The 23,958-nt window shown below is 69.7% G+C and carries 25 protein-coding genes and 1 pseudogene; 13 read left to right on the plus strand and 13 right to left on the minus strand.

Annotation, left to right across the window (positions count from 1 at the left end):
- Positions 1-90 precede the first annotated feature (90 nt).
- The 3 genes from rsmI (at position 91) to gshB (ending at position 2,382) form a co-directional block, all read left to right on the plus strand.
- Entirely contained in the window at positions 91-1,008 is a 918-nt protein-coding gene (gene rsmI, locus C5F48_RS08325) for a 16S rRNA (cytidine(1402)-2'-O)-methyltransferase (RefSeq protein ID WP_107663446.1), read from the plus strand.
- Between the two features lie 11 nt (positions 1,009-1,019).
- Entirely contained in the window at positions 1,020-1,373 is a 354-nt protein-coding gene (locus C5F48_RS08330) for a YraN family protein (protein WP_107663470.1), read from the plus strand.
- A 64-nt stretch (positions 1,374-1,437) separates the two neighbouring features.
- The gene (gshB, locus tag C5F48_RS08335) at positions 1,438-2,382 is read left to right on the plus strand and encodes a glutathione synthase (protein WP_107663447.1); all 945 of its coding nucleotides are present in this window, start codon (positions 1,438-1,440) and stop codon (positions 2,380-2,382) included.
- Positions 2,383-2,388: 6 nt separating this feature from the next.
- Here gshB and C5F48_RS08340 read toward each other — a convergent pair whose 3' ends face one another.
- The 4 genes from C5F48_RS08340 to cobU form a co-directional block, all read right to left on the minus strand.
- The gene (locus C5F48_RS08340) at positions 2,389-3,900 is read right to left on the minus strand and encodes a YifB family Mg chelatase-like AAA ATPase (protein WP_107663448.1); all 1,512 of its coding nucleotides are present in this window, start codon (positions 3,898-3,900) and stop codon (positions 2,389-2,391) included.
- Between the two features lie 43 nt (positions 3,901-3,943).
- Positions 3,944-4,807, minus strand: coding sequence for a glutathione S-transferase N-terminal domain-containing protein (locus C5F48_RS08345; RefSeq protein ID WP_107663449.1), 864 nt, complete (start codon positions 4,805-4,807; stop codon positions 3,944-3,946).
- A gap of 74 nt (positions 4,808-4,881) precedes the next feature.
- Positions 4,882-5,460, minus strand: coding sequence for a histidine phosphatase family protein (locus C5F48_RS08350; RefSeq protein WP_107663450.1), 579 nt, complete (start codon positions 5,458-5,460; stop codon positions 4,882-4,884).
- Positions 5,457-6,020: a bifunctional adenosylcobinamide kinase/adenosylcobinamide-phosphate guanylyltransferase gene (gene cobU / locus C5F48_RS08355; RefSeq protein WP_107663451.1), complete on the minus strand. Its 564-nt coding sequence runs from the start codon at positions 6,018-6,020 to the stop codon at positions 5,457-5,459. Before cobU ends, C5F48_RS08350 begins: the two co-directional genes overlap by 4 nt.
- A 54-nt stretch (positions 6,021-6,074) precedes the next feature.
- On the opposite strand from cobU, the gene C5F48_RS08360 reads away from it, so the two are divergent.
- The 7 genes from C5F48_RS08360 to C5F48_RS08390 all read left to right on the plus strand — a co-directional run bounded on the left by C5F48_RS08360 (position 6,075) and on the right by C5F48_RS08390 (position 12,253).
- On the plus strand, positions 6,075-6,953 hold the full coding sequence (locus C5F48_RS08360; RefSeq protein WP_107663452.1) for an RNA polymerase factor sigma-32: 879 nt from the start codon (positions 6,075-6,077) through the stop codon (positions 6,951-6,953).
- Positions 6,950-7,759: a ChaN family lipoprotein gene (locus C5F48_RS08365; RefSeq protein ID WP_107663453.1), complete on the plus strand. Its 810-nt coding sequence runs from the start codon at positions 6,950-6,952 to the stop codon at positions 7,757-7,759. Before C5F48_RS08360 ends, C5F48_RS08365 begins: the two co-directional genes overlap by 4 nt.
- Before the next feature lie 83 nt (positions 7,760-7,842).
- The gene (gene coaBC, locus C5F48_RS08370; RefSeq protein WP_107663454.1) at positions 7,843-9,033 is read left to right on the plus strand and encodes a bifunctional phosphopantothenoylcysteine decarboxylase/phosphopantothenate--cysteine ligase CoaBC; all 1,191 of its coding nucleotides are present in this window, start codon (positions 7,843-7,845) and stop codon (positions 9,031-9,033) included.
- A gap of 58 nt (positions 9,034-9,091) precedes the next feature.
- On the plus strand, positions 9,092-9,559 hold the full coding sequence (gene dut / locus C5F48_RS08375; RefSeq protein WP_107663455.1) for a dUTP diphosphatase: 468 nt from the start codon (positions 9,092-9,094) through the stop codon (positions 9,557-9,559).
- Positions 9,560-9,568: 9 nt separating this feature from the next.
- Entirely contained in the window at positions 9,569-10,600 is a 1,032-nt protein-coding gene (locus C5F48_RS08380) for a HesA/MoeB/ThiF family protein (protein WP_373454337.1), read from the plus strand.
- Between the two features lie 63 nt (positions 10,601-10,663).
- Entirely contained in the window at positions 10,664-11,452 is a 789-nt protein-coding gene (locus C5F48_RS08385) for a transporter substrate-binding domain-containing protein (protein ID WP_107663457.1), read from the plus strand.
- Positions 11,453-11,458: 6 nt separating this feature from the next.
- On the plus strand, positions 11,459-12,253 hold the full coding sequence (locus C5F48_RS08390) for an amino acid ABC transporter permease (protein ID WP_107663458.1): 795 nt from the start codon (positions 11,459-11,461) through the stop codon (positions 12,251-12,253).
- Here the strand turns inward: C5F48_RS08390 and dtd are convergent.
- Genes dtd through C5F48_RS08405 form a run of 3 tightly spaced genes read right to left on the minus strand, consistent with a single transcriptional unit; the run spans position 12,250 to position 14,611 of the window.
- Positions 12,250-12,687 (minus strand): D-aminoacyl-tRNA deacylase, encoded by a 438-nt coding sequence (gene dtd / locus C5F48_RS08395; RefSeq protein ID WP_107663459.1) that lies wholly within the window; start codon positions 12,685-12,687, stop codon positions 12,250-12,252. The genes C5F48_RS08390 and dtd overlap by 4 nt on opposite strands.
- Positions 12,687-13,607 (minus strand): carbohydrate kinase family protein, encoded by a 921-nt coding sequence (locus tag C5F48_RS08400; RefSeq protein WP_107663460.1) that lies wholly within the window; start codon positions 13,605-13,607, stop codon positions 12,687-12,689. Before C5F48_RS08400 ends, dtd begins: the two co-directional genes overlap by 1 nt.
- Before the next feature lie 32 nt (positions 13,608-13,639).
- Complete coding sequence (locus C5F48_RS08405) at positions 13,640-14,611, minus strand: phosphoribosylaminoimidazolesuccinocarboxamide synthase (RefSeq protein WP_107663461.1); 972 nt, start codon at positions 14,609-14,611, stop codon at positions 13,640-13,642.
- A 171-nt stretch (positions 14,612-14,782) separates the two neighbouring features.
- On the opposite strand from C5F48_RS08405, the gene C5F48_RS08410 reads away from it, so the two are divergent.
- The 3 genes from C5F48_RS08410 (at position 14,783) to C5F48_RS08420 (ending at position 17,416) form a co-directional block, all read left to right on the plus strand.
- Positions 14,783-15,535 carry a Stf0 family sulfotransferase gene (locus tag C5F48_RS08410; RefSeq protein ID WP_107663471.1) on the plus strand — a complete coding sequence of 251 codons (753 nt, stop codon included), beginning with the start codon at positions 14,783-14,785 and terminating at the stop codon, positions 15,533-15,535.
- A gap of 139 nt (positions 15,536-15,674) precedes the next feature.
- Complete coding sequence (locus C5F48_RS08415; protein WP_107663462.1) at positions 15,675-16,529, plus strand: DUF2189 domain-containing protein; 855 nt, start codon at positions 15,675-15,677, stop codon at positions 16,527-16,529.
- 179 nt (positions 16,530-16,708) lie between these two features.
- A complete protein-coding gene (locus tag C5F48_RS08420) occupies positions 16,709-17,416 on the plus strand; it encodes a phosphatase PAP2 family protein (RefSeq protein WP_107663463.1) in 708 nt (235 codons plus the stop codon).
- Here the strand turns inward: C5F48_RS08420 and C5F48_RS08425 are convergent.
- The 6 genes and pseudogenes from C5F48_RS08425 to C5F48_RS26025 all read right to left on the minus strand — a co-directional run.
- Positions 17,413-18,510, minus strand: a complete 1,098-nt coding sequence (locus tag C5F48_RS08425) for a TFIIB-type zinc ribbon-containing protein (protein ID WP_107663464.1) — start codon at positions 18,508-18,510, stop codon at positions 17,413-17,415. The genes C5F48_RS08420 and C5F48_RS08425 overlap by 4 nt on opposite strands.
- Position 18,511: 1 nt before the next feature.
- A complete protein-coding gene (locus C5F48_RS08430; RefSeq protein ID WP_107663465.1) occupies positions 18,512-19,612 on the minus strand; it encodes an SPFH domain-containing protein in 1,101 nt (366 codons plus the stop codon).
- Between the two features lie 18 nt (positions 19,613-19,630).
- Entirely contained in the window at positions 19,631-20,596 is a 966-nt protein-coding gene (locus C5F48_RS08435; protein WP_107663466.1) for a DUF2927 domain-containing protein, read from the minus strand.
- Positions 20,597-20,607: 11 nt separating this feature from the next.
- Entirely contained in the window at positions 20,608-21,798 is a 1,191-nt protein-coding gene (locus C5F48_RS08440; protein ID WP_107663467.1) for a toxic anion resistance protein, read from the minus strand.
- Positions 21,799-21,968: 170 nt separating this feature from the next.
- Positions 21,969-22,853 carry a 5-bromo-4-chloroindolyl phosphate hydrolysis family protein gene (locus C5F48_RS08445; protein WP_107663468.1) on the minus strand — a complete coding sequence of 295 codons (885 nt, stop codon included), beginning with the start codon at positions 22,851-22,853 and terminating at the stop codon, positions 21,969-21,971.
- Positions 22,854-23,248: 395 nt separating this feature from the next.
- Positions 23,249-23,958: pseudogene (locus C5F48_RS26025) on the minus strand (pseudouridine synthase); the annotation flags it as partial.

A 23,958-nucleotide genomic window follows, 5' to 3' on the forward strand; every position in this document is an offset into this window, starting at 1 on the left:
TTCCCGTGGGGGCAGCAATGTGCGGCAGGTTATGCGTTCCCGCCGCCGATGGCAACTTTCGCCGATCGCAACTATCGAAGGAGATCCCAGATGAGCACCGGCGAAGCCGAGCCGCTCCCCGAGGATGCAGCCGAGCCGCCGGAGCCGCTGCACCGCCCCGACCGGCGCAGCCTGCCGCCGGGACTGCATTTCATCGCCACCCCGATCGGGGCGGCGCGCGACATCACGCTGCGCGCGCTGGACATCCTCGCCGCCGCCGACGTGCTGGCCGCCGAGGACACCCGCACCCTGCGGCGCCTGATGGAGATCCACGGCGTGCCGCTGGCCGGGAGGCCGCTGCTGGCCTACCACGACCACAATGGCGAGCAGATGCGGCCCCGGCTGCTGCGCGCGCTGGAGGAGGGCAAGTCGGTGGCCTATGCCTCGGAGGCCGGCACGCCGCTGGTGGCCGACCCCGGCTTCCAGCTGTCGCGCGCGGCCATCGCCGCCGGCTTCCCGGTGCTGGCCGCGCCGGGGCCCTCGGCGGTGCTGGCCGCGCTGACCGTGGCCGGGCTGCCGAGCGACCGCTTCCTCTTCGCCGGATTTCCCCCGGCCGCCGCCGGCGCGCGGCGGCGGTTCTTCGCCGAACTGGCCGGCATCCCGGCGACGCTGGTTTTCTACGAATCGCCGAAGCGCGTTAGCCGAAGCTTAGGGGAAATGGCGGAAGCTTTCGGCAACCGGGAGGCTGCGGTGTGTCGGGAGCTGACCAAGCGATTCGAGGAGGTGACGCGCGGGCCGCTGCAGGATCTCGTGGCGGCTTTCGCGGATCGGTCGGTGAAGGGCGAGATCGTCGTGCTGGTCGACCGGGCGCAGGCGGTGGTCGCCGATGCGGCCAGTCTGGAGGCGGCGCTGGAAGCGGCGTTGCAGGTGATGTCGGTGAAGGACGCGGCGGCCGAAGTGGCGCAGAAGCTGGGGCTGCCGCGGCGGGATGTGTATCAGCTGGCGTTGAGGCTGGCGGAGGAGGGGTGATGGGACGGCAGGTGCGGGGCGAGGTGGCGTATTTCTCGGGGCTGCATGCCGAGGATGCGGTGGCGAGGGTCTATGCGCGATCAGGCCGTCCGATCGCCGCGACCCGCTGGCGCGGCGCGGCCGGCGAGATCGACCTGATCGCCCGCGACGGGGCCGAGGTGATCTTCATCGAGGTGAAGAAGAGCGCGAGCCATGCCGAGGCCGCCGAACGGCTCAGCCGTCGACAGATGGAGCGGATCTATGCCTCGGCCTCGGAATTCCTTGCCGGGGAACCGGCGGGGCAGCTGACGGAGGCGCGTTTCGACGTGGCGCTGGTCGATGCGCGGGGCGCGGTGGAGATCATCGAGAACGCCTTCGCCGCCTGAGCCCTCTGCATTGCAACCGCGGGCGGCTTCCGTCATCAAGGGGCCTTACCGGCGGGAGACAGCCATGGGCTTGAAAGTTGCATTGCAGATGGACCCGATCGGGTCGGTCAATATCGACGCGGACAGCACGTTCCGCATCGCGCTCGAGGCGCAGGCGCGGGGGCACGAGCTGTTCTTCTACACGCCCGACAAGCTGGCCTTCGACGAAGGCCGGGTGACGGCGCGGGGCTGGCCGATCGAGCTGCGGCGCGAGCAGGGCAACCACGTGAGCTACGGGCCCGAGACCGAGGTCGATCTGGGCGAGTATGACGTGGTCTGGTTGCGGCAGGATCCGCCCTTCGACATGGGCTACATCACCACCACGCATCTGCTGGAGATGATCCATCCGAAGACGCTGGTGGTGAACGACCCCTTCTGGGTGCGGAACTCGCCCGAGAAGCTTCTGGTGCTGCGCTTCCCGCAGCTGATCCCGCCCACCGCCATCGCCCGCGATCTGGCGACGATCCGCGCCTTCAAGGCCCGGCATGGCGACATCATCCTCAAGCCGCTCTACGGCAATGGCGGGGCGGGGGTGTTCCGGCTCGATCCGAACGACCGCAACCTCGGCTCGCTGCACGAGCTTTTCACTTCGATGAGCCGCGAGCCTTTGATCGTGCAGAAATTCCTGCCGGATGTGGCCAAGGGCGACAAGCGGGTGATCCTCGTCGATGGCGAGCCGATCGGCGCGATCAACCGGGTGCCGCAGGCGGGCGAGACCCGGTCGAACATGCATGTCGGCGGCCGGCCGGAGAAGGTCGGGCTCAGCGCGCGCGATCTGGAGATCTGCGCCGCCATCGGCCCGGTGCTGCGCGAGAAGGGGCAGATCTTCGTCGGCATCGACGTGATCGGTGATTATCTCACCGAGATCAACGTGACCTCGCCGACGGGGCTGCAGGAACTGGAGCGCTTCGACGGCACCAATGGCGCCGCGCGGATCTGGGAGGCGATCGAGGCGAAGCGGGCGGGCTGAGCCCGCTCAGCCCCTGGTGAAAGCGATGCGGAAGCTCACCGCTTCCGCCACATGCGGCTGGCGCACCCCCGGCGATCCGTCGAGATCGGCGATGGTGCGCGCCACCCGCAGCACCCGGTGATAGCCGCGCGCCGAGAGGCCGAAGCGTTCCGCCACCCGCGCCAGCAGCGTCCTGCCCTCGGCGTCGGGCGTCGCCACCGCTTCCAGCAGCGCGCCCTCGGCCTCGGCATTCACCCGCACCCCCGGCCGCGTGGCGTAGCGCGCCGCCTGCAGCGCCCGGGCCGCGGCGACCCGAGCCATCACCGTGGCCGAGCTCTCGCCGCCGCCCGGCAGATCGAGATCGGCATAGGCCACCGGCGGCGCCTCGACCCGCAGGTCGAAGCGGTCCATCAGCGGGCCGGAGATCCGCCCGAGATATTCCTCGCCGCAGGCCGGCGCCCGGGCGCAGGCGCGCTCCGGCTCGGCCAAGTGGCCGCATTTGCAGGGATTGGCCGCGGCGATCAGCAGGAAGCGGCAAGGGTAGCGAATATGGGCGTTGGCGCGCGAGACCATGATCTCGCCGGTTTCCAGCGGCTGGCGTAGGGTTTCCAGCACCGAGCGGGGGAATTCGGGGAATTCGTCCATGAACAGCACGCCGTTATGCGCCAGGCTGATCTCGCCCGGCTTGGCGCTGCGGCCGCCGCCGACGATGGCGGCCATCGAGGCGGTGTGATGCGGCTCGCGGAACGGCCGCGCCCGGCTGATGCCGCCCTCGGTCAAGAGCCCCGCGAGCGAGTGGATCATCGAGGTCTCCAGCGCCTCCGCTGCCGAGAGCGGCGGCAGGATGCCGGGCAGCCGGGCGGCGAGCATCGATTTGCCGGAGCCGGGCGAGCCCACCAGAAGCGCGTGGTGCCGCCCCGCCGCGGCGATCTCCAGCGCGCGTTTGGCGCGTTCCTGGCCCTTCACCTCGGCCATGTCGCGGCCCTGCGGCGGCAGGATCACCTCGCCCGCTTCGGCCGGGGTCAGCGGCGCCTGGCCGGTGTAATGCCGCACCACCTCGGCCAGCGAGGCCGCGGCCAGTACTTCGGTCGCGCCGACCCAGGCCGCTTCGGCGCCGCAGGCCTTGGGGCAGAGCAGCGCCCGGTGTTCGGCGGCGGCGGCCATGGCGGCGGGCAGCGCGCCGATCACCGCGATCAGCCGGCCGTCGAGCGACAGCTCTCCCAGCGCCACCGTCTGCTCGACCTCGTCCTTCGGGATGATCTCCAGCGCCGCCAGCAGCGCCAGGGCGATCGGCAGGTCGAAATGCGACCCCTCCTTCGGCAGGTCGGCGGGCGAGAGGTTCACGGTGATCCGTTTCGACGGCAGGGCGATCGCCATGGCGGCGAGGGCGGCGCGCACCCGTTCGCGCGCCTCCGACACCGCCTTGTCCGGCAGGCCGACCAGGCTGAAGGCGGGCAGCCCGGCGGTGACCGAGCATTGCACCTCCACCATCCGGGCCTCCACCCCCTCGAAGGCGACGGTAAAGGCGCGCGCGACCATGCATTCCCCCGTTTCCCACGGTTAACCGGTAGGGGGCATTGGTTTAGGAGTGGTAAATGGCGACGAACTTCGGCCAGGCTTCCGGATCGGCCAGGGTCTTGTCGCGGCAGAACGGGTTGCAGAAGCCGAAGCGCCGCCCGTCGATTCTCAGGAAATCGGTGACCGGCTTGCCGGAATAGGGGCAGGTCGCGTTCTCCGACGGGCCCTCCGAGACCGTCGCCGCCAGCGGTTGCGGCCCGGGCCAGGGCCAGGTCGGGTAGTCGCGGCGGTAGAAGTCCTGCGGCGCGCCCTCGGCCAGGCCCATCGCCCGCCAGCGCCGGAACGAGGGATGCGCCAGATGCGCCGCCACATAGGCCGCGGCCTCCGGCCCGACCGGCAGGTTGTAGCCGGCGATCCGCGCCGCGACCGGGGCGAAGAAGGCATCCGCCGCGGAATAGGCGCCGCAGAGCCAGTCGCCGCCGCTGCGCTCGCGCGCCCAGGCCCAGAGCACCTCCAGCCGGGCCAGATCGGCGAGCACCGCCTCGGTCGGGGCGCAGTCCTCGTAGCTGACCCGCAGGTTCATCGGGCAATGGCTGCGCAGCGCGCCGAAGCCCGCGTGCATCTCGGCCGCCAGCGCCCGGGCGATGGCGCGAAGCCCCGGATCGGCGGGCCAGAGCCCGGCCTCGGGGTGGCGCGAGGCCAGTTCCTCGGCGATGGCGAGGCTCTCGGCCATTGCCGTGCCGTCCGGCAGCCGCAGCGCCGGGACGGTGCGGGCCGGGAAGAAGCCTTCCAGCAGCTTCGGCAGCGCCTCGGTGTAGAGCCGGGCGCTATGGGTCTGCACCGGGATGCCGAAGGCGTCGAACAGCAGCCAGCCGCGCAGGCTCCAGCTGGAATAGCTGCGGTCGCCGATGGCGAGGTCGTAGGTCATGGGATGCTCCTGCTTTGCCCGCAGGTTAGCCCCGGCTGCTGCCGGCGCAAAGCGCGTATTCCTGCGCTGTCACATCACAGGATCTGATTGATCGCCTCGACCGTCCACTGGCCGGCGTCATGGCTCATCCGGGTCAGCGACAGGGGCTCGATCCGGTGGCCGAAGGCCTGCTGCACCGTCAGCCCCAGCGCCCGCTGCAGCGCGACGAGGATCGGGCCGAAATGCGCCACCACGACGATCTCGCCGCCGGGATGGTCCATGAGCAGCCCGTCCAGCGCGGCCGTGACCCTTGCCGTCAGATCGTCCCAGCTTTCGCCCCCCGGCGCGCGGCTGGGGCCGGCGTTCTGCCAGAAGTCGCGGATCCGGTTCGGCGTGCCGGCCTCGATCGCGGCGAAGCTGCGGTCCTCCCAGGCTCCGAAATGGATCTCGCGCAGCCGCGGATCATGCGGCAGCCGGCTGCGGCCCTCGGCCAGCCGGTCGGCGGTGGTCGCGGCGCGGCCGAGATCGGAGGAGACCAGCAGCGCCGGGCGGGGCAGGGTGGCCGAGAGCCGCGCCAGCGCCGCGCTGTCGCCCAGATCGGCCGCGCGGTCGGTCCAGCCCAGCATGGTGCGGGCATGGGTCGGGGCGTGGCGTACGAGATGCAGCCGGGTCATGCCGCCCCCGCCGGCATCCCGCCCTTCAGCACGATCGGCAGGCCCGCCATCACCCCCAGCACCAGATCGGCCTGGGCCGCGAGTTTCTGGTTCAGACGGCCCTGTTCGTCGCGAAACCGCCTTGCCAGAACATTTTCGGGAACTATGGACCAGCCCACCTCGTTTGACACCACGACAACAGGCGCCGGACAGCGCGCCAGGGCTGTCAGAAGACCCGCAGCTTCGGCCTCCAGGTCGTGCTCGGCAAGCAGATGATTGGTGAGCCAGAGCGTCGCGCAATCCAGCAGGACGCAACCGTCGGAGGGAATGCGTGACAGGGCCGAACAGAGATCCAGCGGAGCTTCGACCGTCGTCCATTCCGGACCGCGATCCTGCCGGTGTTGGGCGATTCGTTTACGCATTTCGTCGTCCCATGCCTCTGCTGTGGCAAGGTAGAAGCGGGGGCGCTGCGTGGCTGTGACCAGATCTTCGGCAAGGCGCGATTTGCCCGATCTTGCGCCACCTAACACGACTGTGAGCGGCGGCAATGCCGCCCCGGTCAAATCGTGTGATCCAGACATAGGTTTATCCCGTAATATGGTTCGTGACGCGTATAGGGTCGACAGGGGGTCGTGATGGCACTGGACGGATATACCGATCAAAAGATGTCCCGCCAAGCAATGAAGGCGGAGCTTCTGGATGCAGAGACCGAGCTGCGGCTAGCCTATGCCTGGCGCGACCAGCGCGACGAGGCGGCGCTGCATCGGCTGATCACCGCCTATATGCGGTTGGCGATCTCGATGGCCTCGAAATTCCGCCGCTACGGCGCGCCGATGAACGACCTGATCCAGGAAGCCTCGCTGGGGCTGATGAAGGCCGCCGACAAGTTCGACCCGGACCGCGGGGTGCGCTTTTCCACCTATGCCGTCTGGTGGATCAAGGCCTCGATCCAGGATTACGTGATGCGCAACTGGTCGATGGTGCGCACCGGCTCCACCTCCAGCCAGAAGGCGCTGTTCTTCAACATGCGCCGGGTCCAGGCGAGGCTGGAGCGCGAGGCGAGCCAGCGCGGCGAGACGCTCGACGGCCACCAGTTGCGCGAGATGATCGCGCATGATGTGGGCGTGCCGCTGGCGGATGTCGAGATGATGGAGGGCCGGCTTTCGGGGTCGGACTATTCGCTGAACGCCACGCAATCCTCTGACGACGAGGGGCGCGAATGGATCGACGCGCTGGAGGATGACTCGGCGCAGGCCGCCGAGGTGGTCGAGGGGACGCATGACGCGGCCCGGCTGCGCGACTGGCTGGTGACGGCGATGGGCCAGCTGAACCCCCGCGAACGCTTCATCGTGACCGAGCGCAAGCTGCGCGACGCGCCCCGCACCCTCGAGGCGCTGGGCGAGGAGCTGGGGCTGTCGAAGGAACGCGTGCGGCAGCTGGAGGCGGCGGCCTTCGGCAAGATGCGCCGAAGCCTTGAAGCGCAGTCGCGCGAGGTGCATCACTTCCTGCTATGAAATGGCTCTCCTTCCTCGGCGCGCTGGCTTTCGCCTCGCCAGCCGCGGCCGAGCGGATCTCGGCCTCGGACCTGCGGCGGTTGCCGCCGGCCGATGTGGTGATCCTGGGCGAGGTGCATGACAATCCGCTGCACCACCAGCACCAGGCGCTGGCCGTTGCGGCGCTGCGACCCTCCGCGCTGGTCTTCGAGATGCTGACCCCGGAAAAAGCCGAAGCGGTGACGCCTGCGCTGCGCGGCGACGCCGAGGCGCTGTCGCGGGCGCTGGACTGGGACGAATCCGGCTGGCCCGCCTTCTCGATGTATCACCCGATCCTCCTCGCCGCGCCGGCGGCGCAGGTCTTCGGCGGCGACGTGCCGCGCGACCGGCTGCGCCTTTCGGTGAGTGACGGTGCCGGCGCGGCCTTCGGCGACGGCGCGGCGCGCTACGGGCTGGCGGCGGCGCTGCCCGACACCGAGCAGGCGGCGCGGGAGGAGGAGCAGCGCGTGGCGCATTGCGATGCCCTGCCAGCCGAGCTGCTGCCCGGCATGGTCGAGGCGCAGCGCCTGCGCGACGCGGCTCTGGCGCGGGCGGTGATCGAGGCCCATGCGGCGACCGGCGGCCCGGTGGCGGTGATCACCGGCAGCGGCCATGCCCGCCGCGACCGGGGCGTGCCCGCCGCGCTGGCCCTCGCCGCGCCGGAGCTTTCGGTGCTGTCGGTCGGCCAGCTGGAGGAGGATCCCGGCGCCTCCGCCCCCTTCGACCTCTGGGTGGTCACCAGCCCGGCGCAGCGCGACGATCCCTGCGCGGCGCTGCTGGGCCGCTAAGGGCCCGGTGGAGGGCCCGGTCTAGGGATTGAACCTTGCGCCGCGGGCTCCTACACCTGAGCCTCTGGCTTCGGAGGGCGGCGATGCTTGCGGGAAAACGCATTCTTCTCATCATCGGCGGCGGCATCGCGGCCTACAAGTCGCTCGACCTGATCCGGCGGCTGCGCGAGCGCGGCGCCGCGGTGACCCCGGTGCTGACCCGGGCGGCGGCCGAATTCGTGACGCCGCTCTCGGTCTCGGCGCTGGCGGGGCAGAAGGTCTTCACCGAGCTCTTCGATCTGACCGACGAGGCCGAGATGGGGCATATCCAGCTCAGCCGCTCCGCCGATCTGATCGTGATCGCCCCGGCGACCGCGGATCTTCTGGCGAAGATGGCGCAGGGGCGGGCCGACGATCTCGCCTCCACCCTTCTGCTCGCGACCGACACCGAGGTTCTGGCTGCCCCGGCAATGAACGTGCGGATGTGGCGGCACCCGGCGACGCAGCGCAATCTCGCGGTGCTGCGTGGCGACGGGCTGCGCGAGGTCGGGCCGAACGAGGGCGACATGGCCTGCGGCGAATACGGCCCGGGCCGGATGGCCGAGCCCCTGGAGATCGTCGCGGCGGTGGAAGCCTATTTCACCGCCGGGCCGCTGACCGGCAGGCATGTGCTCGTCACCTCGGGCCCCACGCATGAGCCGATCGACCCGGTGCGCTACATCGCCAACCGCTCTTCCGGGGCGCAGGGCACGGCGCTGGCTGCGGCGCTCCGCGATCTGGGCGCGCGGGTGACCTTCGTCACCGGCCCGGCTTCCGTGCCGCCGCCTTCGGGGGTGACCGTCGTGCCGGTCGAGACCGCGCGCGAGATGCTTTCGGCGGTCGAGGCGGCGCTGCCCGCCGATGCCGCCATCTTCGCCGCGGCGGTGGCCGACTGGCGGGTGGCGAATGCCGGAAGCTCGAAGATGAAGAAGGGCGGGGGCGGGCTGCAGCTCGACTTCGCCGAGAACCCGGACATTCTGGCCACCGTCTCGGCCATGGGCGCCGGGCGGCCGGCGCTGGTGGTGGGCTTTGCCGCCGAGACCGACGATGTGCTGGCCCATGCCACCGCCAAGCGGCTGCGCAAGGGCTGTGACTGGATCGTGGCGAATGACGTCTCGCCCGCCACCGGCATCATGGGCGGGCGCGAGAATGCGGTGACGCTGATCACCGCAGAGGGCGCCGAGGATTGGCCGCGGATGAGCAAGCAGGCCGTGGCAGAGAAGCTCGCGGCGCGGATCGCCACGGTGATCGCATGAGGCGGGCCTGCGCCTCCGGCGGGCGTATTTTTTCCAGGAAGAAACGGGAGGGGCGGGCATGAGGCCGGTGCTGCGGGTGCTCTGGGAAGATTGGGCCGACCGGGCTCTGGGTCTGCCGCGCTACGAAACGGCGGGCGCGGCCGGGGCCGACCTGCGCGCCAACCTGCCCGAGACGCAGCGCGGGGCAGGGCTGGAGCTTGCGCCGATGCAGCGGATGGTGGTCCCGACCGGGCTGCGGCTGGAGATCCCCGAGGGGTTCGAGGCGCAGATCCGCCCGCGCTCGGGGCTGGCGCTGAAGCACGGGCTGACGGTGCCGAACACGCCGGGCACCATCGACAGCGATTATCGCGGCCCGCTGGGGGTGCTGCTGATCAACCTCGGCACCGAGCCCTATCGCGTCGCCCATGGCGACCGGATCGCGCAGATGGTCGTGGCGCCGGTGGTGCAGGCCGACTTCCTGACGGTGGAGGATCTGGGCCAGACCGCGCGCGGCGCGGGGGGCTTCGGCTCCACCGGGAAGGGCTGAGCGGTGCTGATGGTCTTCGTCCTGGCCGGGGCGCTCTGGGCGGTCGGCTGGGCGCTGAAGACGCCCTTGCGGCTGCGCTGGGGCATGATCCTCGCGCTCTGGCTCGGCGTCGTGGCGGGGCATCTGCTGCTGCCCGAAGGCCATCCCCTGCGCATGGCGACCGGAGAGCGGGCGGAGGTCTGGCTGGCGGTGGGCGTCGTCGCGCTGGTCGCGGCGCTCTACCGCGCCGGGCTGACCCGGCTGAAGCGGCGGGTGGCGGCGCGGACCACGCCTGACAAGCCCGGCGCCTTCCGTCCGGCGGAGCTGGAGCGTTACGCCCGTCACATCATGCTGCGCGAGATCGGCGGGCCGGGGCAGCGGCGGCTGAAGGATGCGAAGGTGCTGGTGGTGGGGGCAGGCGGGCTCGGCTCGCCGGCGCTGCTCTATCTTGCGGCCTCGGGCGTGGGGACCATCGGCGTGATCGACGGCGACCGGGTGGAGAATTCCAACCTGCAGCGGCAGGTGATCCACACCGATGCGCGGATCGGCCTGCCCAAGGTGGCCTCCGCCGAGGTGCAGATGCGGGCGCTGAACCCCTTCATCGAGGTGCGCCCCTATCACCGCGACCTGACCGAGGAGACGGCGGCGGGGCTCCTCGCCGAGTACGACCTGATCCTCGACGGCACCGACAATTTCGACACGCGCTATCTGGTGAACCGGGCCGCGGTGGCGGCGGGCAAGCCGCTGATCGCCGGGGCCATCGCGCAATGGGAGGGGCAGGTGAGCCTCTACGATCCCGCGCGGGGCGGGCCCTGTTTCGAATGCGTCTTCCCGGTGCGGCCCGCGCCGGGCCTCGTGCCCTCCTGCGCCGAGGCGGGGGTGGCGGCGCCGCTGCCGGGGGTGGTCGGCTCGATGATGGCCGTGGAGGCAGTGAAACATCTGACCGGGGCCGGGGCCAGCCTGCGCGGGGCGGTGGTGATCTATGACGCGCTCTGGGGCGAGACCCGGCGCATCGCGACCAAGCCGCGCCCCGGCTGCCCGGTCTGCGGCGGCCACGGCTGACCGCTGGACAGCGCCAAGCCCTGCGGCGTAACCTCGCCGCGTCCCCCGCAACGGAGCTTGCCCATGATCGCCCCCCTTCTGCGCGCCGCCGCCCTCGTCACACTGCTGCCCGGCCTCGCTCTGGCGCAGGCTCTGCCCGATCTGCAGGGCCGCGAAGTGGTGGTGGTGACCGAGAACGCCTATCCGCCGCTGCAATTCGTCGATGCCTCGGGCAAGGCCGTGGGCTGGGAATATGACGCAATGGCCGAGATCGCCAAGCGGCTGAACATGACCGTCAGCTACCAGAACTCCAGCTGGGACGCGATGATCCCGGCGGTCGCGGCCGGAGAATACGATATCGGCATGACCGGCATCACCATCCGCGACGACCGCAAGGAGCAGGTGGATTTCTCCGACCCCTACATGCGCTCCGAAATGGTCATGCTGGTGCGCGGCGACGAGGATCGCTTCACCGACGCGAAGAGCTTCGCTGCCGATCCCGACCTGCTGATCGCCGCCCAGCCCGGCACGACGCCCTTCTACGTGGGCATCTACGAGGTGCTCGACGGCGACGAGGCCAATCCGCGGATGAAGATGTTCGAGACCTTCGGCGCGGGGGTGCAGGCGCTGCGGGCGGGCGACGTCGATCTGGTGCTGACCGACGGCACCGCGGGCAACGGCTATGTCGCGGCCTCGGAGGGCGGGCTGAAGATCGTCGGCGAAAAGCTCGGGGCCGAGGATTTCGGCTTCATCTTCCCGAAGGGCTCCGATCTGGTGGCCCCGGTCAATGCGGCCATCGCCGCGATGAAGGCCGATGGCGCCACCGCGGCGCTTGATGAAAAGTGGTTCCTCGACTTCAAGATGGGCGAGTAGGCCTGCGTGAGGCGTCGTCCCGGGCAGGAGGATTTCCCGTGGTGGCTGCTGGCGCTTGCCGGGATCGCGGGCTGGCTGTTCTGGGAGGTGGCCAGCGCCCCGGTCTATGCGCAGGTGCTGGCGACGCTGGCCAAGGGCATCGGCATCACCGTCTTCGTCACGCTGACCGCCTTCGGGCTGGCCTGCCTCTTGGGGCTCGGCCTTGCCATGGCGGCGCTGTCGCGCTGGGTGGTGCTGCGGCAGCTGGCGCGCTTCTACGTCGAGGTGGTGCGCGGCGTGCCGATCATCGTGCTGCTGCTCTACGTCGCCTTCGTGCTGGCCCCTGCCGGGGTCGCCGCGTGGAATTGGCTCACCGGCTGGGCGGGGCTGGAGCCGCTGCGCACCCGTGACGTCTCGCTTTTGTGGCGGGCTGTGCTGGCGCTGGCGCTGGCTTACGCCGCCTTTCTGGCCGAGGTGTTCCGCGCCGGCCTTCTGGCGGTGGACGAGGGGCAGGTCGAGGCTGCCGAGGCGCTCGGCATGTCGGGCTGGCTGCGCTTCCGCCTCGTCGTCTTCCCGCAGGCCTTCCGCACCATCCTGCCGCCTCTGGGCAACGACTTCGTGGCGATGGTGAAGGATTCGAGCCTCGTCTCGGTGCTCGGCGTCACCGACGTGACCCAGCTCGGCAAGGTGACGGCGGCGGGCAACTTCCGCTATTTCGAGACCTACAATATAGTGGCTCTGATCTATCTCACGATGACCGTCACGCTGTCGCTCGCGCTGCGCCGGCTGGAGCGGCGGCTGCGCGGGCGGGGGGAGCGCTAGCTTTCCATCCAGATCGTCACCGGCCCGTCGTTGAGCAGGCTCACCGCCATGTCGGCGCCGAAGCTGCCGTTGGCGGTGACGATGCCCTCGGCCTTCACCCGGTCGGTGAAATACTCGTAGAGCCTGCGGCCCTCGTCGGGCGCGGCGGCGGTGGAAAAGCCGGGGCGGTTGCCGCGGCTGGTGTCGGCGGCCAGCGTGAACTGGCTGACGATCAAGGCGGCCCCGCCAATGTCCTTGACCGAGCGGTTCATCTTGCCCGCCTCGTCCTTGAAGATGCGCAGCTTGGCGATCTTGGCGGCAAGCGTGTCGGCCTCCGTCTCGGTGTCGCCCTGCATGGCGCAGATCAGGATCAACAGGCCCGGGCCGATCTCGCCGATCGTCTCACCCTCCACCACTACCGAGGCGTGGCGCACGCGCTGGATCAGGGCGCGCATCAGAGCTCGTCGGCCCAGGGCGGGTTGGCCCCGGCGCGCGAGACGGTGATCGCCGCCGCCCGGGTGCCGAGGCTCAGCGCCGCGTCCAGCGTCTCGTCGGACAGCTCCGCCAGCGCCGCCTTGCTCAAGACCCCCGCCCGATGCAGCGCGGCCAGCACGCCCGCGTTGAACGTGTCGCCCGCGCCGACCGTATCGGCCACGGTCACGGCGGTGGCGGCGATGAAGCGGTCCTGCGTCAGGGTGATCGCCCGCGCCCCCCTGGAGCCCTCGGTGATCAGCACCAGCTTCGGCCCGCGCGCGAGAATGCAACGCGCCAGCCCCGTCAGGTCGCCCGGACCTTCCAGCCAGTTCAGGTCCTCGTCCGACAGCTTCACGATATCGGCCATGGCGATCATCTCGGCGATGCGGGCGCGGTAGGCCGTGGCGTCAGTGATGAAGCCGGGGCGGATGTTGGGGTCGATCATCGTCACCCGCGACGCCGCCTCGCGCGCCATCATCGCGGCATAGGTGCTGGCGGCGGGATCGTTCACCAGGGAGATGCCGCCGAAGAACAGCGTCTCCACCGTCTCGGGCAGCGCCGGCAGCTCGTCGCGGGAAAGCAGCCGCCCGGCGGTGTTCTCGTCATAGAAGGCATAGGTCGCCTGCCCCTCCACCAGCCGGACGAAGGCCAGGGTTGTGGGCCGATTCGAGCGGGCGCAGAGCGAGGTGTCGACCTTCGAGGCCGCCAGCGTCTCGGTCAGCTGGGCGCCGAAGAGGTCGTTCGAGAGGCCCGAGAAGAACCCCGTCGGCGCGCCGAGGCGGCCCAAGGCGATCGCGGTGTTGAACACCGCGCCGCCCGCGTGGGGGGCGAAGGCGGGCTCGCCCGCGCTGGTCTCGCGGGGCAGCATGTCGATCAGGGCTTCGCCGCAGCAGAGGATCATGGGGGCTCCTGTCAGGGTTGGCGCGCGGAAGGTCAGCGGAAATAGGGCGCGAGGTTGCCGCGCACCCGGTCGAGCGGGGTGGCCCCGCCGGCGTCGGGCACGAAGGTCTCGCCGGTGATCGCCTCATAGGCGTCGATATAGGCTTTCGCGGTGGTGGCGATGATCTCGGCGGGGATCTCGGGGATGTCGTCGGTGTAGGGGTCGCAGCGGGCGGCGACCCAGGAGCGGATCACGTCCTTGTCGAAGGAGGGCGGGCGGGCGCCGTCGCGGAAGGCCTGCCCGTAGCCCGAGGCGAGCCAGTAGCGGCTGGAATCCGGGGTGTGGATCTCGTCGGCGATCAGGATCGTGCCTGCCTCGTCGATGCCGAACTCGTATTTCGTGTCGACGAGGATCAGCCCGCGCTCCGCGGCCATCTGCTGGCCCCGGGCGAAGAGGGCGAGGGATTTCTGCGACACCTCCTCCCACTGGGCGGGGGTGAGCAGGCCCTGGGCCAGGATCTCTTCCGCCGTCAGCGGCTCGTCATGGCCTCCGTCGAAGGCTTTCGAGGTGGGGGTGATGATCGGGGCGGGGAGGGGGGCGTTGTCGGCCAGCCCGTCGGGGAGGGTGTGGCCATACATGTCCCGCACACCCTTCTTGTAGAGGGTGAGGATCGAGGTGCCGGTTGTGCCCGCAAGATAGCCGCGCACCACGATTTCCACCGGCAGGATCGTCAGGCGGCGGCCGATCACCACGTTGGGGTCGGGGTAGGAGAGGACGTGGTTGGGGCAGATGTCGGCGGTCCGGTCGAACCAGAAGCGGGCGACCTGGGTCAGGACCTGCCCCTTCCACGGGATCGCTGCGAGGATGCGGTCGAAGGCGGAGATCCGGTCGGAGGAGATCAGGATGCGCCGGGCCGGGTTTTCCGCATCCGCGGGCAGGTCGTAGCAGTCGCGGACCTTGCCGTAATAGGGATTCGGAAGCTCGGGGATATGGGCGTGATCGAGGACTCGGGTCAGGTCGGTCATCAGGGCCTCCGCTTGGATGCAGGTTCTATCGGGGGCGGGGCAGGCGGTGTCAACGGGGCAGCTTCGGGGAAGGGCGGATTTTCACGCGTGAAAATCGGGGTAAGGGTTTGAAAGGGCTGGGGTTTGCGTATCATGGTAAGGATTGGCTAACGATTTGTGGGGAAGGCGAAGATGCCGGGCGGCTATATACTTTGCGGCACGCCGCGCAGCGGCAGCACTCTGCTCTGCGGCTTGCTGACCGCGACCGGGCGGATGGGCGCGCCGGACTCGTTCTTCCGGCGGCAGATCCTGACGTGGTGGGCGCAGGAATGGGGGCTGCCGGAGGCCCCGACGCAGGCCGCGCGGGGCATCGACGCGGCCTATCTCGCCGCGGCAATCCGGGAGGGGAAGGCCGGGACGCCGCTGTTCGGGCTACGGCTGATGCAGGAAAATCTGGTCGATCTTTGCGGGGCGCTGGGCAGGCTGCATCCGGAAGCGGCCTCTGACAGGGCGCGGCTGGAGACGGCCTTTAGCCCGCTGCTGTTCATCCACCTGAGCCGGGCCGACAAGGTGGCGCAGGCGGTGTCGCGGGTGCGGGCCGAGCAGACCGGGCTCTGGCATGTCGCGCCGGATGGCACGGAAGTCGAACGGCTCGCCCCTCCGCAGCCGCCGCATTACGATTTCGCCCGGTTGCAGCGCGAGGTGACGGCGCTGGTGCAGGCCGAGGCGGCATGGCAGGAGTGGTTCGAAGCCGAGGGCATCGCCCCGCTGCGCATCGGTTATGAGGCGCTGTCCGCCGATCCGGCGGCGGCGCTGCGCCTGATCTGCGCGGCGCTGGACGTGACGCCCCCGGCGGCGGAGGCGATACGCCCCGGGGTGGCGCGGCTGGCGGATGGGCTGAGCGCCGCTTGGATCGAGCGGTATCGGGCGGAGGCCGCAGGCTGACCACCGGCCACGAATTTATGAAAAACGGAATCATACTTTCGTGCTAGGCTGATCGCAGGACCGGGGCGTCACCCGGCCTGCCATTCACTCTGCCGCGGGCGGAGAGATCCGGCTCCGCGCGCTTGCGAGGAGTTGAACCATGCCCAAGACAATCGGAAATCCCCTGTCGTGGTCCGCCGATGCCGTCGGTTCGGCGGTCGGCTATCTGTCGCAGGCCACGGTCTCGACCGGGCGCGATCATGCGGTCGACATGCCGCGCGTGCAGCGGATCGACAGCGAGGACCTGCGCGACGCGCTGCGCAAGAGGCTGGAGGACATGGGGTATTTCCGCTCGGACGTGATCTTCGTCTGTCTGGTCTATCCGATGATCGGCCTTCTGCTGGCGACGGCGGCGGTGCAGGGCAGCCTGCATCTGCTGTTCCCGATCCTGTCGGGCTTCGCGCTGGTCGGGCCGGTGGCGGCGGTCGGGCTTTACGAGATGAGCCGGCGGCGCGAGGCGGGGCTGGAGACCGACTGGTCGGCGCTGGCCGATGTGGTCCGCTCGCCGCGCTTCGGGGCCATTCTGGCGCTGGCGCTGTTCCATCTGGTGATCTTCATGGCCTGGGTCATGGCGGCGAACCTGATCTTCAAGGCGACGCTGGGGTCCGGGACGCTCTGGACGCTGGGGAGCTTCGCGCAGGCGGTGACCGGCACGCCGGAGGGCTGGGCGATGATCGGGCTCGGCATGGCGGTGGGCTTCGTCTTCGCCACGGCGGTGCTGGCGATCAGCGCGGTGTCCTTCCCGCTGCTGCTCGATCGCGACGTGGGGCTGGTGCAGGCGGTGGTGACCTCGGTCCGGGTGCTGCGGCGCAACCCGGAGACCATGGCGCTCTGGGGGCTGATCGTGGCTTCGGCGCTGCTGCTGGGGGCCTTGCCGGCGCTCTTGGGGCTGGTGCTGGTGATGCCGCTGCTGGGTCATGCCAGCTGGCATCTCTACCGCGCTGCGGTGGCCTGACGGTCGCTGCGCCAAGATCTTTCAACCCGGAAGTGTGCAGGATGGCCGTCATGGGCGACATCCCGCCCATCATGAGGCCTATCCGTGCGGGGCCGGCCGGCGCCTCTTGCATCCATGCCGATTCTGCCGCCCCTTAATTGTGAATATTTTATGACACTTTTTAGAATGAAGGTGAGCTCGTGCTGGAGGCATTGCAGACCGCGGATCTGAGGATCTCTCTTTTCATCAACAGCTTCCTCGGCAGCTCTCCCGGCTTTGACGCCTTCGTCCACATCCTCGAGCGCAACAGCCTGTTCAAGGGGCTGGTGGTGATGATGCTGTTCTGGGGGCTGTGGTTCTCGGCCAACCGCGAGTCGCGGCTGTTCCAGGCGCGGCTGCTGTCGGTGCTGGTGGTCTCGGTGCTGGCGGTCTTTGCCGGACGCGGGCTGGCGACGCTGATGCCCTACCGACCGCGGCCGATCCATGATCCAGAGCTCGGGTTCCGGCTGCTGCCGGGCCTCAGCAACGAGACGCTGGACGGCTGGAGCTCGATGCCGAGCGATCACGCGGTGCTGTATTTCGCCATCGCCACCGGGTTCTTCCTCGCGCATCGCGCGGTGGGTATCGCGGCGCTGCTGCACGCCGCGCTCATCATCTGCCTGCCGCGGATCTATTTCGGGCTGCACTACACGTCGGACGTGCTGGTCGGCGCCGCGATCGGCGTCGGCATGGCCATGCTGCTGGTGCCGCTGCTGACCCGCGGTTTCCTGCGGCTCGACGTGACCACGCTGGCCAAGTCGCATGCGACGCTGTTCTACCCGCTGGTGTTCTTCGCCACCTGGCAGATCGCCTCGATGTTCGGGCCGCTGCGCGACCTGCTGCACAGCCTTGCGGCGATGTTCATCTAGCGCATCTGGCTGATCGCCGCGACGATCCCGGCGACGATCAGCGCGAGCAGCACGGCGAAGGCGATCTTCCAGGCAGACCATGGGCGCTCGCCCTGGACCTTGCCGGACTGGCCGTTGACCACGAAGCGGTAGGTCTTGCCGTTGTACTTGTAGGCCGCCATCCAGATCGGCAGCAGGATGTGCTTGAAGGTCTCGGCCGAGTGCTCGGTCTCGACCCGCGTCACCCGCTGCTCGTCGCCGCCGATGTCGGCGCGCACGTCCTGGTGGATGACGCCCGCCATGATCTCGTGCGCGCGGGTCTGGCCCTCGGCGAGGCCGACCGTGTAGCCCTCGGCGGTGAAGCCGGCGAGGTAATCGGGGCTGTAGGCGGTGAGCGCGTTCAGGTCCCAGGGCTCCAGCGCCTCGGTGTAACTGCGCGGCAGGCTGGTGGAGGCCAGCACCAGCACGTCGTCGAAGGCCCGGGCCACCCCGCCCGAGACCGGGGTCCAGCGGGTGTGGCGCACCTGTTCGGTCCGGCGCTGCGGCTTGCCATCGACCTGCACGGTGACGGTGCGGGTGGTGTAGTAATAGGTGCCGCGCTGGCCCTGGTAGCGGCTGCGGGTGGCGGCGTCGAAGGTCCAGTAGGGGACGTAGAGCCCGTCGAGCGCCCGGCCCTTGCGGGCATATTGCACGAGGCCGTTCGGCGCGAACCAGAGGCTGCCGAGCCATCTGGTCATCGAGGCGCGGGCCTCGCGTTCGGTCAGGGCGAAGGGGATCAGCGCCTGCGGCTTGATCTGCCGCGTCTCGCCGGTGCCGGCGACCACGGGGGTGGCGCAGAACGGGCACTGGGTGGCGTGGGTCGCGCCCTGGAATTCGACCAGCGCGCCGCAGGAGGGGCAGCGGGTGGTGCGGACATCCTGGCTTTCGCTGGCGGGCAGCTGGTTGGCGAGCGCGTCGCGCAGGTCAAGCTCGCCGAGCGCCAGGGTGCGGGCTTTCGGCAGCTCGGGGATGTGTTGCAGGTGGCCGCAATGGTCGCAGCGCAGGTCGGTCTGGCCGGGGGCGAAGCGGAGGTCGGCCCCGCAGCTTTCGCAGGGCCAGTGGGTCACATCCGTCACGTCAGGCTCCGGGCGGCGGGGGCGGCGGGACCGTGGCGAGCAGGGCGGAGAGCGCGGGGATCTCGCCCGCCGGTTTCCAGCCGTCCTGACCGGGGGTCCAGACGAGGGTGGCGGCAGTCAGGCCGCGCGCGAGCAGGGCCGATTGGGCGAAGGGGCCCTCGGTCGCGCCATTGGCGGCGATGTGCCATTGCGGCTCGGCCGGCGGGGGCGGGGGCGGCGGGGGAGCGGCGGCGGCGGGCGCTGCGCCCCAGGGGCCGGGCTGGCCCATGCCCTGCGCCATGCCGAGCCCCATCGCCGCGCCCATGCCGGTCGCCATGGCGGAGCCGGCGGCGGATTGCGGCGAGCCCATCGCCTCGGCGGCGTTGAACTGCATGTACTTGGTCAGGTCGCCGGCGATGCCCGCCGAGGTGCGCTTGTCGAGCACCTTCTCCACCTCTTCCGGCAGCGAGATGTTCTCGATGTAGAATTCCGGCAGGGTGAGGCCGTAGGTGGCGATGGTCGGCGCGATGGCGGTCGTCACCAGCTTGGACAGGTCGGCGGTGTTGGCCGCCATGTCGAGCACCGGGATGCCGGAAGCCGCCAGCACGCGCGACAGCTCCTGCAGGATGACGTTGCGGATCTGGAAGCTGATCTCGTCGGAGGTGAACTCGCCATCGGTGCCGACGATGTCGGTCATGAAATGGCCCGGATCGGTGACGCGCATCGAATAGGTGCCGAAGGCCCGCAGCCGGATCGGCCCGAATTCGGGGTCGCGGCAGATGATCGGGTTCTTGGTGCCCCATTTCAGGTTGTTGAAGCGGGTGGTGTTGACGAAATAGATCTCGGACTTGAACGGCGACTGGAAGCCGTGGTCCCAGTGCTGCAACGTCGTCATGATCGGCAGGTTGTTGGTCTCGAGCTGGTAGAGCCCGGGGCCGAAGACATCGGCCAGTTGTCCCTCGTGGATGAAGACCGCCGCCTGACCTTCGCGCACCGTCAGCTTGGCGCCCATCTTGATCGCATGGCCGTGCCGCTCGAACCGCCAGACCATCGTGTCGCGGGTGTCGTCGACCCAGTGGATGACGTCGATGAATTCGCCTTTGAGGAAATCGAAGATGGCCATGTGTCGTCCTTTTGGATGTCAGCTTTCGCCGCCCAGCAGCTCGTAGGCGATGGTCTGGACGATGGGGCGCGCCTCGGCCGCGGTCATGCCGGGCTTCAGGCGCGGGTCGTAGAGGATCTTCAGCATCAGCTCGTCCTGCGTGGTCAGCAAGGCGAATTCCTCGTCGTCGTTGAAGATCGACGGGCGCGCGCGCGGGCTGTCATTGGCGAGGCCGAGGCCCTGGGCGATCTCCTCGTGCAGGCAGGAGAGGCGCAGCAGGTCGGGATGCTCGGCCCGGATTACTGCGAAGGCGCGGGTATAGGTGCCGGTCTGGTCCTGCGACAGGGCGTAGACGAGGCAATAGGTGGTCGGCGGCATCTCGGTGATGCCCGCCACCTCGACCGGCGAGAGGCCGGGCAGCGAGGCGTTGATCGCGGGCGCCAAGGCGCGGCGCTCGTCCTCGTTGACGATGTGCAGGAAGAAGTTGGGCGAGGCCTCGGACAGGCTGATCGGGTGGCCGGTCACGCCGGCGAGCTTTGCCAGATAGGAGCCGATGCGGGCGCGGTCGGTGGCCCGGCGCTCCTGCGGCACCGAGTCGCCGAAGCGCAGCCCGACGCGCACCGGAGCCGTCCAGCGGCGCAGGTGGCTTTCGGTCTCGCGCTGCGAAAAGCCCGCGGCGCCGCGCTGGTATTCGTCGTAGAGCGCGATGCGGAGGAAATTGTCGGCCAGCATCCGGTCGGTATAGGGCGTGTCCTGCCCGCCGCCGTCGGTGCGCAAGAGGCCCTGCGCCAAGAGGTCGGCCTGCACCTTGGCGTAGTAGGCGCGCATCCGCTTGCTCTGCTCCGACTCGGGGGCCGGCTGCGCCAGATCCGCCGGCCGCGGCTGCGGCCCGACGCGCGGCGCCGTGGGGCCGGTCACCGTGGGGTCGCAGCCGGTCAGCGCCAGCAGGGCCAGCACGGGCAGGCCCGGCGAGAGGGCGGAACGGTGGTGCAGACCTGCGCGCATGGCGGGTATCCTCAGGGTCGGAGGGAGGTGCCGGTGGTGTCGCCGGAGCCGGTCTTGCGCGCGCGGGCGGAGGCGAGCGTGTCGCGCAGCTCGGCCTCCATGCGCTGAAGATCGACCTCGGCGGCTGCGCGTTTTGCCTTGCCTTCATCGGCAATGGCAAGGCTCTCGTTTATTGTTGCGATGAGTGTGGCATTTGCCTTCTTCACCGCCTCGATGTCGAAGACGCCGCGCTCCATCTCGGTGCGGATCACCTTGTTGGCCTGCTGCAGGTTCTCGGCATTGGCGGTGAGGAGCTCGTTGGTCAGGTCGTTGGCGGCCTTCACCGCGCCGGCCGCCTCGCGCGAGCGCTGGATGGTGACCGCCTGCGCCAGCTGGGTCTCCCACAGCGGCACGGTGTTCACCAGCGTCGAGTTGATCTTCATCACCAGCGACTTGTCGTTCTCCTGCACCAGACGGATCGAGGGCAGCGACTGCATGGTGACCTGACGCGTCAGCTTCAGGTCATGCACCCGGCGTTCCAGATCGTCGCGGGCGGCGCGGATGTCGCGCAGCTCCTGCGCCTCCATCACCTGATCGGCCTCAGGGGTGGCGGCGAGTTTCGCCTCCTTGGCCGGGATGTCGGTGGTGTCGATCTGGCGCAGCTTCTCCTCGCCGGCGGCGATGTAGAGCGCCAGCTCGTCGTAGAAGTTCAGCGTCTTGGCATAGAGGTTGTCGAGCGACTTGATGTCTTTCAAGAGCTTGTGCTCGTGGTTCAGCAGGCTCTCGGTGATCCGGTCGATCTGGGCCTGCACATCTTCGTATTTCGCGACGAACTTGGCGAAGGGCGCGGCGCGGCCCAGAAGGCGTTCCCACCAGCTCGGCTTGCGGCGCACGTCGAGTTCGGAGACCGAGAAGCCGCGGATGGTGGCGACGATGGAGCGCAGCGAGTCGCCGGCGGGACCGACGTCCTTGTTCTTCACGTCGCCCAGCATCTGCTGGCTGATGGTCTGCAGCTCGGCCTGCGCGCCGGAGCCGAAGGAGATGATCGACTGGGTGTTGGTCATGTCGAGCTCCGCCATGCGTTGGCGGATGGTCTCGGCAAGGGGAGCGGGCGCCTCGGCGAGGGGGGTGACCTGCTGGCCGGGGGCGGGCAGGGTGGCGGCGGTGACTTCTTGAACTTCGGCAAGGGCCTCGTTGGCCTTGCTGCGGACGGACTCGGTCATCAAATGCCTCGCTCTGAACCTTTGCCGCCGCCCGGGGCCGGGCAGCAAGCCCTACATGACTTTCTATACGCAAGGCGAAATGACTTCTCAATCATCCGCGCCTGCGCCAACGCCGGAACCCGCGGCCCGTTCCGCCCATCGGCGGATTTCCGTGACCTCTCCGGCTCTTGCTAGTGCTCGCGCAGCAGCCTTTCGCGCAGCACGCCGATTTCCACGTCCAGATCGCTGCGGTCGTTGCTCAGCAGAAGCTGGGTGCGGCTGGCGAAATTGGTCTCCAGATCGGTGAGCAGCGCCTCGTAATCGGCCCGCGCTCCGGCGTCGTGATTGCGGGCGTAGAGGTCGGCGAATTTCACCGTCGCGTCGCGGGCGCCCATCAGGTAGACGCCGAGATACTTGCGCGCCGCCGTCAGGTCGCCGGGGTCGCTTTCGACGCCGCGGAACAGGGTGCGGGCGGTGGCGGCGAAACGCTCCACCCGCGTTTCCAGCCCGCGGTCGCCGAGCCGCAGGATGGCCTCGCGCATGGCGAGGAGATGCTTCTCGCCCTCGTCCACCGCGCGGGCGACCCGGTCGGTCTGGAAGGAATCCACCCCTTCGGCGGCCTTGTCGGTCAGGGGGTCGAGCCCGAAAGCGAGGCTGTGCAGCCCGGCCCCGATCAGGCCGATGACGGCGCCGTAGACCAGCCCGGCGTCGCCCATCAGGCTGCCGGCGAAAAGCCCGGCGCCGGTGAGCACCGAGCCGAAGATCTTGCGCGGGATCGCCGGGCGCTTGGCCACGCGACGGGCGTCATAGGCCTCCTCGGCATGGATGCCCTCGCGGGTCAGCCAAGCGGCGAGCGCCAGCGCGGCGGCGGCCCCGAGACCGAGCACCAGCTCGGACGGATCGCCGCGGAAGGCCTTGACGATGAAGATCAGGGGCAGGAAGAACAGGGCCGCCGAGCGGCTGCCCACCCGGCTGCGGCGCTTGCCGTCCCAGGCGTTGGGCCGGCGCGGCGGGGCCACGGCGGGGGAGGGTCGGGAGTTCTCGGGACTGTGCCTGCCGCCGAACCGCTGTGCCATCAGGCGCCCCCCAGCGTGGCGACATAGATCGTCAGCCCTAGGAGCATGAGGAAGGCCAGGGTCTGGAGCCCTTTTGAAGACATGTGCGGCTTCCTCCGTGACGGGTCAGCCAAGGATATAGGAAAGCCGGCCGGCCCCTGCCAGTGCCGCGCCGCGGAAATCGGGCCTAAGCGCCGGGTTGCGGGTGGCACTCTGCGGAGGGGGAAATGCAATCGGCAGGGGGTTTGGCCCGGTGTCGGGTCGGGGGGCCGGATTTTCTGCGAAAATCCGCAGAGGCGTGTTTTCTGCGAAAACACCGGGGCGATCTTTCGCAGAAAGATCGTGGGCGGCAAGTCTTCGCAGAAGACTTGCCCGTTCTTCCTTGCCGCATCGGCTTACGCCGCGCGGGCGGTGGATCAACCGCGCGGCTTGGGGCGCGGGCCCGGCTTCGCGCCGGGTTTGGCGGGGCCGGGCTTCGGGGCCATGCCGCGGGCGCCGGTCCTGGATTTCGGCTCGGCGGGCTTGCGCCAGGGCTTCGGCGCGTCGATCGCCTCGGCTGCCAGCGTCTCGGCGGTCTGCGGCCGGGGCGGGCGGCGCGAGAAGGTCTTTACCGTGGTCTTTGTGGCGGGCTTCGCCGCGGCGGGGGCGCCGGTGCGGCCGGTCCTCGCCTCGGGCTTGGCCGCGGCCCAGCCGGCGCGCGGCGCCTTGCCGGGGGCGCCGGGGCGCACCGGCTCGGCTTTGGGAATGGGCTTCGGCGCGGGCTTGCGGCCCGAGGCCTCCTCGGATTTCGGGTCCATGCCGAGCTGGTCGCGCAGGACGCGGCCCTTCACCTCCTCGACCTCGCCGGGCTGCAGCTCGCCCAGACGGAACGGGCCGTAGCTGATCCGGATCAGCCGGTTCACCGTCAGGCCGATGGCGCCAACCGCGCGGCGGATCTCGCGGTTGCGGCCCTCGCGCAGGGCGACGGTGAGCCAGGCATTGGCGCCCTGAATCCGGTCGAGGCTGACGCTCATCGGCTGGAACTTCTCGCCATCGACGGTGATGCCCTTGCGCAGCGGCTCCAGATCCGGCTCGGCCGGGTTGCCCTTGATGCGGACGCGGTACTTGCGCAGCCAGCCGGTCGAGG

Source organism: Cereibacter changlensis JA139 (genome assembly GCF_003034985.1).
Lineage (GTDB): Bacteria > Pseudomonadota > Alphaproteobacteria > Rhodobacterales > Rhodobacteraceae > Cereibacter > Cereibacter changlensis.

Excerpts from the sequence above, each read along its gene's own strand:
- coaBC (WP_107663454.1), top strand. The coding sequence starts at position 7,843 with ATGCTTGCGGGAAAACGCATTCTTCTCATCATCGGCGGCGGCATCGCG.
- C5F48_RS08440 (WP_107663467.1), bottom strand. The coding sequence starts at position 21,798 with ATGACCGAGTCCGTCCGCAGCAAGGCCAACGAGGCCCTTGCCGAAGTT.
- C5F48_RS08380 (WP_373454337.1), top strand. The coding sequence starts at position 9,569 with ATGGTCTTCGTCCTGGCCGGGGCGCTCTGGGCGGTCGGCTGGGCGCTG.
- C5F48_RS08400 (WP_107663460.1), bottom strand. The coding sequence starts at position 13,607 with ATGATCCTCTGCTGCGGCGAAGCCCTGATCGACATGCTGCCCCGCGAG.
- C5F48_RS08435 (WP_107663466.1), bottom strand. The coding sequence starts at position 20,596 with ATGCGCGCAGGTCTGCACCACCGTTCCGCCCTCTCGCCGGGCCTGCCC.
- C5F48_RS08340 (WP_107663448.1), bottom strand. The coding sequence starts at position 3,900 with ATGGTCGCGCGCGCCTTTACCGTCGCCTTCGAGGGGGTGGAGGCCCGG.
- C5F48_RS08350 (WP_107663450.1), bottom strand. The coding sequence starts at position 5,460 with ATGACCCGGCTGCATCTCGTACGCCACGCCCCGACCCATGCCCGCACC.
- C5F48_RS08360 (WP_107663452.1), top strand. The coding sequence starts at position 6,075 with ATGGCACTGGACGGATATACCGATCAAAAGATGTCCCGCCAAGCAATG.
- rsmI (WP_107663446.1), top strand. The coding sequence starts at position 91 with ATGAGCACCGGCGAAGCCGAGCCGCTCCCCGAGGATGCAGCCGAGCCG.
- C5F48_RS08365 (WP_107663453.1), top strand. The coding sequence starts at position 6,950 with ATGAAATGGCTCTCCTTCCTCGGCGCGCTGGCTTTCGCCTCGCCAGCC.
- C5F48_RS08410 (WP_107663471.1), top strand. The coding sequence starts at position 14,783 with ATGCCGGGCGGCTATATACTTTGCGGCACGCCGCGCAGCGGCAGCACT.
- dut (WP_107663455.1), top strand. The coding sequence starts at position 9,092 with ATGAGGCCGGTGCTGCGGGTGCTCTGGGAAGATTGGGCCGACCGGGCT.
- C5F48_RS08405 (WP_107663461.1), bottom strand. The coding sequence starts at position 14,611 with ATGACCGACCTGACCCGAGTCCTCGATCACGCCCATATCCCCGAGCTT.
- dtd (WP_107663459.1), bottom strand. The coding sequence starts at position 12,687 with ATGCGCGCCCTGATCCAGCGCGTGCGCCACGCCTCGGTAGTGGTGGAG.
- C5F48_RS08430 (WP_107663465.1), bottom strand. The coding sequence starts at position 19,612 with ATGGCCATCTTCGATTTCCTCAAAGGCGAATTCATCGACGTCATCCAC.
- C5F48_RS08445 (WP_107663468.1), bottom strand. The coding sequence starts at position 22,853 with ATGGCACAGCGGTTCGGCGGCAGGCACAGTCCCGAGAACTCCCGACCC.
- C5F48_RS08345 (WP_107663449.1), bottom strand. The coding sequence starts at position 4,807 with ATGACCTACGACCTCGCCATCGGCGACCGCAGCTATTCCAGCTGGAGC.
- C5F48_RS08415 (WP_107663462.1), top strand. The coding sequence starts at position 15,675 with ATGCCCAAGACAATCGGAAATCCCCTGTCGTGGTCCGCCGATGCCGTC.
- C5F48_RS08385 (WP_107663457.1), top strand. The coding sequence starts at position 10,664 with ATGATCGCCCCCCTTCTGCGCGCCGCCGCCCTCGTCACACTGCTGCCC.
- cobU (WP_107663451.1), bottom strand. The coding sequence starts at position 6,020 with ATGTCTGGATCACACGATTTGACCGGGGCGGCATTGCCGCCGCTCACA.
- gshB (WP_107663447.1), top strand. The coding sequence starts at position 1,438 with ATGGGCTTGAAAGTTGCATTGCAGATGGACCCGATCGGGTCGGTCAAT.